6 protein-coding genes are annotated in these 14,834 nt (G+C 48.5%); all 6 read left to right on the top strand.

Going from position 1 to position 14,834, the window contains the following annotated elements; all coding sequences use genetic code 11:
• Positions 1-4,518: amino acid adenylation domain-containing protein (locus AC1DFM_RS10275; protein ID WP_477076629.1), on the top strand; the 4,518-nt coding region annotated here is incomplete at its 5' end.
• A gap of 10 nt (positions 4,519-4,528) precedes the next feature.
• Complete coding sequence (locus AC1DFM_RS10270; RefSeq protein WP_477076628.1) at positions 4,529-8,188, top strand: beta-ketoacyl synthase N-terminal-like domain-containing protein; 3,660 nt, start codon at positions 4,529-4,531, stop codon at positions 8,186-8,188.
• Between the two features lie 34 nt (positions 8,189-8,222).
• Positions 8,223-9,839 carry an MBL fold metallo-hydrolase gene (locus tag AC1DFM_RS10265; protein ID WP_477076627.1) on the top strand — a complete coding sequence of 539 codons (1,617 nt, stop codon included), beginning with the start codon at positions 8,223-8,225 and terminating at the stop codon, positions 9,837-9,839.
• Positions 9,840-9,882: 43 nt separating this feature from the next.
• Complete coding sequence (locus AC1DFM_RS10260) at positions 9,883-11,526, top strand: cyclic peptide export ABC transporter (RefSeq protein WP_477076626.1); 1,644 nt, start codon at positions 9,883-9,885, stop codon at positions 11,524-11,526.
• Between the two features lie 9 nt (positions 11,527-11,535).
• Entirely contained in the window at positions 11,536-12,243 is a 708-nt protein-coding gene (locus AC1DFM_RS10255; protein ID WP_477076625.1) for a thioesterase II family protein, read from the top strand.
• Positions 12,244-12,299: 56 nt separating this feature from the next.
• Positions 12,300-14,810: an outer membrane beta-barrel protein gene (locus AC1DFM_RS10250; RefSeq protein ID WP_477076624.1), complete on the top strand. Its 2,511-nt coding sequence runs from the start codon at positions 12,300-12,302 to the stop codon at positions 14,808-14,810.
• The last annotated feature ends 24 nt before the right edge of the window (positions 14,811-14,834 follow it).

Genomic DNA, 14,834 nt, shown 5'->3' with positions numbered 1-14,834 from the left:
CATTTTAACCAGTCGGTATTATTGCATAGCCATGTGGCCGTTTCGGAAGAAAGCCTGCGTGCAGCGCTGCATAAGTTGTGGGCGCATCATGATGCACTGCGGATGGTGTATCGTCAGGAGGCGGATGGCTGGGTGCAGGAGAATAAAGGAGCCGATTCCGCAGTAAGGCCTAAAGTAGCCGGTTATAACATCACGGATGCCGGAGGTTCGCTGCTGGAAGTACTGGATTATAATGCTACCGATTTTGCGGCACATTGCGACCGTATACAAAGCAGCTTCCAGTTGTCGGTGGGCCCGTTGTTCAAGGCCGCGTTGTTCCGCGCTGCGGATGGCGACCGGTTGTTGCTGGTAGCCCATCACCTGGTGGTAGACGGCGTTTCCTGGCGGATACTGCTGGAAGACTTGTCGGAACTTTATCAGCAGCATAGCAGTGGGGCAGTGCTGCAACTGCCACCGAAAACAGATGCCTATGCGTGGTGGTCGGAGCAGTTGCAAGCTTATGCGCAAAGTACTGCATTGACGGCGGCGCCTTACTGGGAACGGATTAGTGCTGTTAACGTATCCCCCTTACCGTTAGATGATGCCGGTGGCAGCAACCAGGTACGTGATGGCGTGTCGCAGTCCTTTTTGCTGGACAGCGCTGTTACTACACAACTACTTACCCGGTGCTACAGCGCTTACCGCACCGAAGTGAATGATATCCTGCTTACCGCACTGGGTCTGGCATTGCGCCAGGAGTTCGGTCTGTCGCAGACGCTGGTGATGTTGGAAGGCCATGGCAGGGAAGACATTGGCGGCGGCATTGATGTAACACGTACGATTGGATGGTTTACCACTTTATTCCCGGTGCTGCTGGAATTAGAGCAGCCCGATGCCATCAGCCAGTTGATTACCGTGAAAGAGCACTTGCATCGTGTGCCGGCCAAAGGTATTGGTTATGGCGTGCAGCGTTACCTGGGTCGAAAGCACCGTGAGGAGGCTGAGGATCACGGGAGCAAAAAAGAAGAACAGCGTCCGCAGTTATCTTTCAACTACCTGGGCGATTTCGGTACAGGTGTTGGCAGCGGCGAAGGCACACAGTTGTTTTCTTTCTCCGGCGACTACCGCGGTGTGGAAGTGGCACCGGAACGGGAACGCAGCACCGTGCTGAGTGTATCAGGGATGATTGTTTCCGGGCAGTTGCGGATGACAATAGGTTACAGCAAAGCCCAATACAAGGAAGATACGATCCGCCGTTTGCTATCAGTATTTGAGCAGCAGTTACAGGCGTTGATAGCAAAACTGTCTGCATCTGATAAAAATTATGCCACACCGGTAGATCTTACGTTTAAAGACCTGAGTAGAATAGAACTGGCGGCGCTAAACAAAGACGGTGACCTGGAAGATGTGTACTCACTCAGTCCTTTGCAGGAAGGATTTTATTATCACTGGCTCACCGTGCGTGGCTCCGTTGCTTATGTAGAACAAATGAGTTGTGTGATTAAGGGGCCGCTGAACATACCTGCACTGACAGAAAGTTATGCGCAACTCTCCGCGCGCCATGCAGTGCTGCGTACACATTTTACACAGCTCACAGGCAAAGGGGTGCTACAGGTGGTAAAGAAAAAGATTGTACCTGCATTTGCGTATGTGGATGCTACAGATATAGAAGTGGAGGCATTCCGTGTGGCAGACCGCGCACGGGGATTTGATCTGCATACCGGCTCACAGATGCGCCTTACGGTATTAGGGATGGGCAATGATACGTATGAATTTATCTGGAGTCATCACCATACATTGATGGACGGATGGTGTGTAGGTATTCTTATCCGTGAATTTTTTGAGATCTATTACAGTCTGTTGCAACAACGGGCGCCTCGTTTGGATACCGCTTATCCCTATGCGGATTATATCAGCTGGCTTACCCGGACAGATCGGCCTGCATCATTGTTGTACTGGAAAAATTATCTCGCCGGTTATGATACGATCAGCAGCGTTCCTGGTACAGCTGCCAACGACAACAAAACATACCTTTCCCGCAAAAGTAATTTTGTGATAGATGGCCCGTTGCGGCAGTCTGTAAAGTCATTGTGCGGCAGGCTGGGCATCACTGAAAATACATTTTTCTCTACGGTATGGGGCATTCTGCTGGGGCGTTATAACAACACGGACGATGTGGTATTTGGCAGTATCGTATCCGGCCGGCCGGCAGAAGTGAGAGGTATTGAAGAGATGATTGGTCTTTTTATCAATACCATTCCGGTGCGGGTGCGTATGGATGCCGGCATCAGTGCGGAATCTTTGCTGAAATTAGTAGGCCAGGAAGCCATTGATGGCGTACCGCATCATTATACCCAACTGGCAGATGTACAGTCGGCCAGTGAACTGGAACGGGGCCTCTTCGATCATATCCTGCAATTCCAGAATTTCCCGGTGCAGCAGATGGTAGCAGAAGATATGGAACGCTCAGATCGCGCATCGGAGCTCACGTTGCTTTCTTCTAATGTACTGGGACATAACGCTTATAATTTTACTTGTATCATAGTGCCGGGCGAGCATATTGTGTTTATGTTTAAATACAATGGAAGTATTTATGAAGAAACACAGATTGCCCGTTTGCAGGAACACCTCACCAACCTGGTAGCAGGTATCGTTGAAAACCCTGCTGCTCCTGTAAGTGAACTGGCTTACCTGGGTATATCAGAGCAGCAACAACTGTTAGAAACATTCTCTCATGCAGTGAATGGTTATCCATCTGAAAAAAATATAGTAGATCTTTTTGCGGCGCAGGTACAGCAAACACCCGATGCACCGGCACTGGCATTTAATGATACTGTTTTAAGTTACCAGGAGCTGGATCTTAAATCTGATATCCTGGCCAGCTATCTGCTGACGGAATATAAAATTATGCCCAATGACCGGATCGGCATCATGCTGGACCGTTCAGAAAACATGATCATTGCGATCCTTGGCATCCTGAAGACTGGCGGGGCTTACGTAGCTATTGATCCAGACCTTCCCAAAGCACGCAAGGCATTTATTATGCAGGATACGTTGATCAGGGCATTGATCACGCAAACGGATTATGTGTTTGAACTGGACTATTACAATGGGGCAGTGTATGCAATAGATATCCAGTTGGATGATACGGTGATTCCAGTAAAGCCCACCGTGGAATTGCATCCGTCTGACCTGGCGTATGTACTGTATACTTCCGGGTCTACGGGGCAGCCGAAGGGTGTGATGATCAGTCACCGTTCGCTGGTGGATTACAGCTACGGTGTGCGTGCGGTGACCAACATCGGCAGCTGCAAAACCTTTGGCCTRGTATCAACCATTTCGGCGGACCTGGGTAATACGGTGATTTATACCTCCCTGTTAATGGGTGGATGCCTGCGCATTTATTCGGCTGCCGATGTGATGAGTGCTGACCGTTTAAGCAGTGCGCCGGTAGATTGTATGAAGATTGTGCCTTCGCACTGGAAAGCGTTGCAGTCAACAGACCGTTTGTTTGCTCCGGCGAAGTGCCTGATTTTCGGCGGGGAACAACTGACAGCAGATGTGGTAGATCATATCCGCGAACACAAAGGCAGCTGCGAAGTGTACAACCACTATGGTCCTTCAGAAACAACGATCGGAAAGTTGTTACGCCGCATTGATGTTGCAGCTCCGAAAATTTCTCTTGGGATGCCATTCTGCAATAGCCGTGTGTATGTGCTGGACAAGCAGCTGCGTCCATGCCCGATAGGTGTGGCCGGAGAAATATGTATAGGTGGCGATGGCCTGGCGAATGGTTATCTGAACCAGCCGGAGCTGACGGCAGCCCGTTTTGTTCCCAATCCATTTGTACGGGGTGAGCTGTTTTATAAAACGGGTGATCTTGGGCGTTGGCTGCCCGATGGCAGTATCGCATTCCTGGGCCGTAAAGACGACCAGGTGAAGATCCGCGGCTACCGTATAGAGCTGGATGAGATCACCGATGCGTTGCAGCAGCATCCGGCAGTGGATACTGCCGTCGTGCTGGCGTGGGATAACAAATTGGGAGAACGTGAGTTGGCTGCCTACTACGTATCTGCGTTGCCGTTAGATAGTGAAGAGCTACGTACTTTCCTGTCGAAGTCACTGCCATCGTATATGCTACCCCGTTATTACGTGCAACTGGAGTCGATGCCGATTACTTCCAATGGTAAGATTAACCGCAAGTTGCTGCCTGATCCTGAAACCATTGGTGGGCGCATAGGAGAGACCTATGTGGCGCCGGAAAATACTACAGAATCACAACTCGTAAAGATATGGGAGGAAGTGCTGGGACTCACCAATATTGGTGTGATGGCGAGCTTTTTTAACCTGGGAGGAAACTCACTCAAAATCATCAAGATGTCACAGCTGGTGAACCAGGTTTTTGGCGTAACATTTTCTATCGACCGGTTTTTTGAATACCTGACTATACGCGACATCGCACAGGCACTGGAACAGCAGCAAACCCTTTCTGGTGACAGTGATACCGCTGCCCCCGAAACAGATGTGATCATCTTTTAAAAAAAAAGTTATGAAAAAGGCAATCGCAATTATCGGTATTTCCGTGAAAGTGGCTGATGTAGACAATCTCGAAGGTTTCTGGGAATTCATCAAAAAAGGTGAAAGTGGTTTCGGGTCGCTGTCTGCCATCCGCCAGAAAGATATGTTCGATCGCTTCGGGGAATTTGATATCGCTACGCAGGCTTATCTCGATCGGATAGACCTGTTCGATAATGAGTTCTTTAAGATCGCTCCGGCGGAAGCAGAACGTATGGACCCTGAGCAACGCCTTATGTTGGAGAGTGCCGTGAAAACACTGCTCAATGCAGGTTATCGCTCCTCATCCCTCCGGGGCCAACGGATAGGGATCTTCCATACATTTGGTCAGTCGTTATACAAAACATTCTTTGACGACCTTTCAAACCTGTCGCTCACCGCACATATGCCGGGAATGGTAGGCACGCGTGTCGCCAATTTTATGGACTGGCGCGGACCGGTAATTGGTTTTGATACTACCTGTTCCTCTTCGCTCAGCGCCCTGTACTATGCCTGTGAAAGTGTATCCAGCGGGGATTGCAGTATGGCATTGATAGGAGGGGTAGGATTAGGGGTTACCTCCAAAGACAGATCACGTAACTCCCCGGTGATGTCGCGTAACAATCAGTGCCTGCCTTTCGACAAGGCGGCAGACGGCACGCTGGGAGGAGAAGGTGCTATTTGTATTCTCATCAAATGTGCAGATGACGCCATACGTGATGGTGATCCGATTCATGCCATTATCAAAGGTGTTGCCGTTAACCACGGTGGTGCATTGATACAGAATATTTCTGCGCCCAGCCCGGTGGCACAATCGGCCGTGATAAAGATGGCCTGGGAAAACAGTGGCGTCGATCCGGCCAGGATTCGTTTTATAGAAGCACATGGCACCGGCACCGTGCTAGGTGACCCCATTGAATTCAGTGGACTGGTAAGTGCCTTTGAAGGGGTACAACAGGGGAATGAGCRTATCTGTTCCATCAGCTCTGTTAAGGGGCAGCTGGGGCACCTGGGCGCCGTAGCAGGACTGGCAGGGCTGGTAAGACTGGTACTTGCACTGAAGCATCAGCGTGTGTTGCCGCAGGTAGGATTCAGTGAGATCAATCCGCATATCAATGAAAATAACGCACCTGTAAACATACAGCGCAGCATGGAATATTGGGAGAGCAGCGGCCCCCGCACGGGTGGTGTTAGCTCCTATGGTCTTACTGGTACCAATGTGCACGTAGTACTGGAAGAGTATGTGGCGCCGGTGCCCGTAGCACACGCCGCCACACAATTTGCATTGAAAGTGGCCGGTATTTCCACTGCCAGGGCTAAAGCTATCAGCAACTATCTGGCGGATTATCTTGACAGGCATCCGGATGTGCCGTTACAAGATCTTTGCTATACGGTGAACAGGGTAATGGAAGATGAACCTTACCGGGAAATGATTTTGTTCCGGGATCGTGATTCCCTGCAACAGCAGTTGCGTGCGCTCCCATTTAATACACCGCGTACTTTGCCGCGGCAGCAGGTATCACTGTTGATTCCCGCTGTCCTGGAACGTTCACAGCTGGAAGCTTTTCTGGCAAACAACGATTACTGTCGTACTTCTTTTGAAACGCTGCGGACGCAACACGGGCCACTCACTGCCAAACAGGAAGCCTTCCTGTTGCACTACTGCGCCGCAGCGGAGCTGATACATAGTGGCATACATCCTGCACGCGTCATAGGTGGACAATCAGGTAGGTTGCTGTCGTTGTTGCTTTCCGGTAAAATGCCGATGGAAGATGCATTACAGCAATTTGAAACAGCCGATAATGATGCCTTTAATGCAGCAGGTTTTATGAAATTTCTGCAGGACTTATCACCACAGGAACAGCACCTGTTACTGTTGATGGGCACCGAAGGCAGTATGGCCGTAACTATCCGTGGGTGGCAGCCACCCACGAATGTGAAAGTGGTTGCACCATCCGCAACAGCCGATACCGGTTTGGAATTGATGGCCGCCTGTTACAGGTTGGGGTATGCGGTGAATGGCTTGCCACTGGCACGCGCATGTTTCCTGCAAGACCTGCACCTGCCGGTATTGCAACCTAAAAGATGCTGGCCGGAAGTTAAGCCTGCATTTACGGTGGTGGATAAAGTAAAAGAAACGATAGAAAATACACCACAACAATCCTTCAGCCAACAGGCTGTTATTGAAGGTATACAGGAGATCTGGCAGGAGAAATTGAAGATAACAGCAGTAGGTCTGGAAGATGATTTTTTTGATCTTGGTGGCTCCTCTCTTCTTGGCCTTGACGTATTACAACGGATAGAGAAAAAGTTTGCGGTAAGCCTGGAATACGCCGACATTTTCGATTACTGTACAGTTGCCATGCAGGCGGCCCTGATCATGGAAAAATTTGCAGAGAATGGTATTCCCATAGCCGAGAACCAGGTGCCTGACATTGCACCGGTAGTGCTTTCCGACCGGGCACCTGCCTATGAGCAGCTGGTACAGCGAATAAAAGGACAAAGCGCCGGTTTGCGCCCGTCGCCACAAAAAATATTGCTGACCGGCGGTACCGGCTTCCTGGGCATATTTGTGCTCCGCGAATTGCTGGCCATCACTACGGCGAAGATCATTTGTGTAGTGAGGGCTGCGGATGATGAAGCCGCTCAGGCACGGCTGGCAGAGAGCATCCGGTTTTACTTCCCGGACCTGCAGCTGGATGAAACACGTGTGGTGGGTATCAGGGGAGATGTGACCCACGAAGGACTGAACCTCAGCAACGAGGGGCAACAACAGCTCACTGGTATGGACACGGTATTTCATCTGGCCGCTAACGTGAGTCACTTTGGTAAAGCGGCTCACACAGAGCAGATCAATTACGAAGGTACGGTGCATATACTCGCATTTGCAAAGCAGGCGGGTGTCACCTGTTTTAATCATTTCTCTACGATTGCTGTTGCCAGTGGCGGATACATTCCGCAGGTACCTGCTGCTGATTTCTATGAAACAGATCTAGATCTTGGTCAACAGTTTGGCCGTCGGATTTATCCTGCCTCCAAATTCAAGGCAGAGCAGTATTTGCAACAACATAAAGGCAACATGCACGTGAATGTTTTCCGTGTGGGCAATATCAGCGGAGAGCTTTATACAGGCTTGTTTCAGCAGAACATAGCTTCCAACAGTTTGTATCAGCGGTTGAAAACACTGGCTGCTATCGGATTTTATTGTGATGAGATACTGGAGCATTCTTTCGCTTCCACACCGGTAGACCTGGTAGCCGCTGCCTGCGTGCGTGCGGCCCTGCACAGGAACAACGACCTCTCTGTTTTTCATATCCTCGAAACAGCGCCTATCAGGTTGCGGCAGATGGTAGCGCAGCTGGCGCAGCATCATATTCACCTGCAGCGCACCGATATGGACAGCTTCCTGAAAGAAGTAGATAAAGTGATCAGCAACAGTGATCTGTCCAGCGACAATTTTATTCTTGGTGTGATGAAGTACGGTACAACCGATCCGGAAACTACCCGCTTTACCATCCACGAAGCGGCTACCCAGGCATACCTGGAAGGAATAGGTGCCGCGATTGATTACGACCGGGAGCAGTACGCCGGTACTATTGTCCGGTATTGTATGGAGCAAGGATTTATTCATTCGCCGGTGGCGGGCAATGCCTGATCATCTTTTAAAAAAAAACAAAAACCCAAAACATATGAAAGACAATACCTGGTACGCAAAACCCAACCTGGTGGTTGAACCCTTATTTGATCGGTGGTACGCCTGGTCGCACCTGATTTCTCCTGCTACTTCCGCGATGAATGTAGTGAACCGGCATCTGAAAATTATGGATTCCTATATACAGAATCCGCATATCCACGCTGCAGCTGCCAAAAATCCCAAAATGCGTGGCGGCCCATTTGTAGATCTACCGGTGAATAGAGTGGAAGAAGTAAAAGCGCTGCGTGCGGCTACAGTAGCAGAAAAAGCTTATCACCTGCGTTTCGCGGCTGCGATAGCGGAACTGAACCAGTTACTAAAAACTTCTGCCCGCGGCTTTTCCATGGATACATTGTATAGTAAAGTGCCTGACATTCTCCAGGGTAAAGTGGAGTTGGTATATGACCTCAATAATAATCCGTCATTTCGTTTTTTTGAACCGTTGCTGTACAACAGCGAATGTTATCATGAAGCATCCCAGAGCGTGGCTTTATGGATCACCAACAATGATGAGCGGCCTTTTGTATTGAGCACACCACGCCTTGATGAACCGAATGTGATTCATGTAGAAGTGCCTTTCAAACATCCGGGTATTGATATGCTAAGCCGCATGCGCCACGTGGCCGGGGATATAGAAGATATTGCACAGGCGTTCAATATCAGAGAGGAAGACCGTGCGTTGTTTAATACTTTCTTTACAAAGGAACCGCCGGTAGCATACAGCCCTTATGAAGGCGACAAGATCCGCATGCGTTATTTCGGTCATGCCTGTATTCTCGTGGAAACAAAAGATGTGAGCGTGCTGGTGGACCCTGTGATTAGCTATCATGKATACTCCACCGATGTGACCCGTTACTCAGAGGCACACTTGCCTGAAAAAATTGATTATGTCATCATCACACATAATCACCAGGATCATATCCTGTTTGAAACATTGCTTTCTCTCCGTCACCGCATTGGTCATATTGTAGTGCCCAGGTCAGGTAACGGCAGCATGCAGGACCCGGGACTGAAGAAGATGTTTAATGCTATTGGCTTTAACAATGTGCTGGAGATAGGAGAGTTTGATACTGTTGGTTCCGGTAATTGCAGGATCACGGGTATTCCTTTCATTGGAGAACATTCTGATCTTGATATCCGCTCCAAACTTTGCCACCACGTGAGAATAGGTGAGTATACGCTGATGTTCGCCGCTGACTCCTGCAATGTAGAAGCAAAACTGTATGAGGAAGTTTTTAAAGTAACCGGCCCTGTGGATAGTCTTTTCCTTGGCATGGAATGCGATGGTGCGCCGTTGTCGTGGTTATACGGGCCTTTACTTACAGAAGATATTCCGCGTGATATGGATAACTCCCGCCGCCTGGCCGGTTCCAACTATGAGCGGGGGAAGGCGATGGTAGATGTTTTTAAGCCTAAGGAACTGTATGTGTATGCAATGGGTATGGAACCGTGGCTGGAATTTATCAGCTCTATTAAATACACAGATGAATCGAATCCGATTGTACAGTCCAATAAGCTGATCAACGAATGCCGTCAGCAAAATATTATTTCAGAGCGGTTATATGGAGAAAAAGAATTGTTCTATGAAATAGCCGAAATGGTCGCGTTGTAATCACCACCGGCCATTGTGGCCGGAACTTTTAAGCAAGCACTTTATGAAACGAATACTTAAACTCGCCATGCCACGCACCGGTATAACCGGGTTGTTAAAATATGTGTGTCTTGGTATCCTGTCGGGATTATGCAGCTTCCTTTTTATTAATACCGTGACCAGGGTGGTGACATTGATCATCGCCGGGGAATATACGATCAGCAAGGAGTACATGATCCTGTTTACCTGTATTATCCTGGCATTCATGTGGGTGAGGAGAACATTGGCGCTCGCCATCATCCATCTTTCACAAACGCTTTTCTGGAGCCTGCGCAAAGAGATTTTAGCGCTGGTACTGAAGGCCGACTATCAGCAGCTGGCCAGCAGGAGAACAGATGTACATGCCGCTGTAGTAAGCGATGTGAATATTTTGACGAATGCCTCCATGGGGATTATTGATTTTTTTACGGCAGCTATACTGGCTGTTTCCTGCCTGGTTTACCTGGCTACCATTTCCGTGCTGCTGTTTGGTATTACACTGGTGATCGCCTTGCTGGGGATAGGAGTATACCGTTTCCGGGCAAGGGTGAACGTGCGTAATTTCCAGAATGCCCGTAGGCTGGAGACCAGCTTCCAGGAGAACTTTAACGCTATCCTCAACGGCTTTAAGGAAATATATATGGAGCCGGCAAAGGGTCAGTATATTTTTAATGAAAAGATAGGGGAGATATCCAGGGAAGCATTTACGAATAACACCAAAGCCTATACGGGATTCCTGAATAACCAGATCACCGGGCAGGTATTATTTTACATCCTGATTTCTTCCATATTGCTGGTATTCAGTGTTACACTGAATATCCCTTCCGGCAACACCGTAAGTTTTGTGTTTACGCTGCTCTACCTTTTAGGGGCTATTGAAACCATTATGGTATTGCTGCCCAACCTGGTGAGGGCCAGGGTGGCATCCAATCACCTGATGGATCTCAAAACCAAACTGGAGGAAACGGACTATCATACGCCGTCTTCCGGGGGAGATGTTTTCTCCGGCAACTTTGAGCACATTGCTATCAGGGGGCTTGAATTCCAGTACGGAACAACAGCAGAAAAGGCTTTCCATATAGGGCCTGTCAACTTCGACATCACCAAAGGGGAAACTGTTTTTATTTACGGTGGTAACGGCAGCGGCAAAACCACTTTCATGCATGCGGTGTTGGGATTGCAGATCCCTACTGCCGGCCAGATCTGGCTGAATGGTGTGGAAGTAGGGGAAGATAATTATGTTGATTATCGGGCGATGTTCGCCGTGGTGTTCAGCGATTTTTATTTGTTCAATGACCTCGCCGGTATTCCCGACGTAGACCTGGCACGCTGGAATTATTACCTGCAGCTGTTTGAGCTGGAGGGCAAGGTAACGCTGGAGGGGCGTACATTTTCCACCACCTCCCTTTCCACGGGGCAGCGGAAAAGGCTGGCGCTGATCACGGTGTTGCTGGAGAATAAGCCGGTGCTGGTAATAGATGAGTGGGCAGCGGATCAGGACCCGCATTTCCGGAAAAAATTCTACACGGAGATTATCCCGATGCTCAAGCAGGAAGGCATCACTATCCTGGCTATCACGCATGACGACAAATACTACCATTGTGCCGACAGGCTATACAAGATGGATTACGGGAAGCTGGCAGCGGAAGGTGTACCTGTTTACCAATAAAATATGACTATGAAAAAAGCACAATTGTTCCTGTTGCATTTTGCCGGAGGTAACAGTTATTCTTTCCGTTTCCTGGAGCAATGGTTGCCGGATTTTGAGTTGGTACCCATTGAGTTGCCGGGGCGGGGAAAACGTGGCGGGGAGCTACTGCTGCGTGAGTTCACGCTGGCGGTTCGTGACGTGTTCCGGCAGATCACGGCCAGGTATACGCACGGGGAGTTTTTATTGTATGGCCATAGTATGGGCGCTTACCTGGCATTGAGTGTAACCAGTATGCTGGAAAAAGCCGGCAAGCTGCCTGGCTGCCTGATTGTGAGCGGTAATGCCGGGCCAGGAATTTATGAGCCCAAACACCGTCATCTGATGGAGCGGGAGCCATTTATCGGGGAGCTGAAGCGGCTGGGTGGCGTACCAGATGAGATCATGGAAAACGAGGAGTTGTTTGATTTTTTTGAGCCCATTTTACGCGCCGATTTTGAGATTACGGAAAGAAATAATGCCGCCGCTACTGATCCCATTAGTACACCACTATTTGCGATGATGGGAAGTGAAGAGGAAAAAGCAGACCAGATCACTAACTGGCGGCGGTATACAAAGTCGCGTTTTGGTTATAAGATACTGGAAGGGAATCACTTTTTTATCCATGATCATCCACAACAGATAGCAGATATCATCCGGTCGTGCCGCCAGCATATGGCTTTCCAGCAGCAGCGTTAAGCCGGCAGCCGGAGATATTTTCAACCAAATAATTCATCTCACTTAAAAGTTATTGTATGCCATTTTACAGTTATTGCCCGCCGGTGTTACCTGCTAAGAGCGCTTCTCTGGCCTCTTTCTGGCGGAGCTGCGCAAAAATAGTATTGCTGCTGCTACTCCTGTTTACTTCATTGCCAGACCTGTATGCACAGACGGTTGAAGGAGGTGAGATCAGCGGAACGCTACAGAGCAGTGAGGGGAAGCTCCTGCGCGACGCAGTGGTATTGTTGAAAAAATCTACCGACTCGCTGGTGTATAAAACAGCCCTGAGCAATGAGCAGGGAGTGTTCTCTTTTGGCACCGTGAAAGCAGGAAATTATTTTATAGAGATCAACATCCTTGGATATGAAAAATTACGTCATTATGATGTACAGATAACAGGCATGCCGGTTCGTTTGGGGAATTTGTCCGTGCGCAGTGAATCCAAACAGCTGAGTGGTGTGGAAATAAAAGCGAAAACGCCAATGATAGAACGGCAGCTTGATAAAACGGTGGTGAATATAGAGAACAGCATTATTTCTGAGGGCTCCAATGTATTGGAAGTGATGGAACGTTTGCCGGGCGTACAGATGGACCCGAGCGGCATGATTACGCTCAACGGAAAAAGAGGTGTCACTGTTTTTATGGATGGTAAAGCCATGATGATGTCTCCGGAAGACCTGGCAGATATGCTGCGTGGCATGGCTTCCTCCAACGTATCGAAAATCGAGATCATGGCTAAACCAGGTGCGCGTTATGATGCTGCCGGTAGCGGAGGGATTATTAATATTGTCAGGAAAAGAGTGAAGAAAGAAGGCTTCAACGGTAGCGTGAATGCAGGTTTCGGACAGAGTTATTTCAGCAGGTACAATGCCGGATTTAATCTTAGCTGGAAAACCAAACATTATAATCTTTTCTTTAATGGTTCTTACCAGAACAATAAAACATTTTTTGTGAATCATATCACGAACGATGTGCTAAACGATAATGGTTCCATTAAACTGCGGCAGCAGGCAGATAATGATAATATCCGTGGGTCGAATGCATATAACCCGGCTTTGGGCGCTGAATTTTATCTGTCTCCCAAAACAACGTTGTCGGTGTCTGCCATCGGCGGATTCCAGGTTGCCAAAAACAAGGTCACTGCGAAGTCCACCGACTATGAAGGTAAGTTGCCAAAAGGCAGCCAGGATTTCCATAATGATGTGCGGGACAAACCATTTAACTATACCGTTTCCATGCACCTGGCGCACAAGATAGACAGTACAGGCAGGGAGATTTCCGGTGATCTCGATTATGCCAATTATTGGGGCTATGCTAACCAGGATATCAAGAGTCGTTATTATGACGCCAATGATAAATTTCTGAATGATGAGAACAACCTGCTGGAGCAGCACCGGCAACTACATATATATGCTGCCAAAATAGATTATTCACAGCCCTTGAAAGGCAATGCCAAACTGGAGTTTGGATGGAAATCGAGTTTTGTGAATATTAATACCGACAATAAGTTCTTTAACAAAGAAGACGACAAGGTAGTCCCGGATTCTCTGAACAGTGATCTTACCGTTAACCGGGAGAATATCAATGCGCTTTATGTTAATTTCAATAAAGAATACAAGCAGCTGAGCTTCCAGGTGGGGCTGCGGGGAGAACATACCTGGAGTGATGGGGAGCAACGTTTGCGGGATTTCCGTATTGAAAGAAATTATGTGCAGTTGTTTCCTTCCCTGTTTATAGACTACAAACTTAACAAAAATCAGTCGCTCAATATGAAAATAGGGCGGAGGACAGACCGGCCGGTATATTCACAGATCATCCCGTTCCGCCGGCCTTTGTCACCTACCTTGTATTTCCAGGGTAACCCTAATCTGCAGCCGCAAACATCTGTCAACAGTGAGCTGACCTGGTCGTACAAAAACCAGCTGTTCCTAACCTTTGGTTACGATAATTACCATGACTATATGGGTACTATACCCAGGTTGGATAGTAGCAAAGAAACGATCACCCGCATGCCCACTAACATCAAGGGTTCTTATTCCTTCAATTTTGATATCGTTTTCATGAAACAGCTGTTACCCTGGTGGAGTACCAGTGAGGGTATTTCTTTTTACCGGCAGGCTTTCAGTGGAAATGAAGATGGCTTTACGTTTGATAATAACGGCGTACTGTCTTTTAACCTGGATGCCATTAACAGCTTTACGCTCAGCAAAACATTTTCTGCGGAAATCACCTTTAAGGCGGTATCGCAACACCGGGTAATTGGCACCACATTCGGGGGCTATTACATTCTTAGTGCAGGTGTTAAGCAAATGTTGTTTGGTGGCAAAGGTTCTGTAGCAGCCAAGGTGACCAATATCCTGCAATCAGAAGATGAAGGGTCGACCTACAATTACAAGAATCTGAATCAGAATTGGCTGATCAACTTTTACTCCAGGGCGGCCACTATCAATTTCACCTATCGTTTCGGAAAAGGCAAAGCGCCTAAAATGCGTACGGAAGGTGGTGCTGCTGATGAGCAGCGGAGGTCTAAAGCCGGCAGTAATTAAATCATGGATGAATAAAATCAATAA

The organism is Chitinophaga sp. 05T412, assembly GCF_056396465.1.
This window is presented reverse-complemented; position numbering and strand designations above follow the sequence as displayed.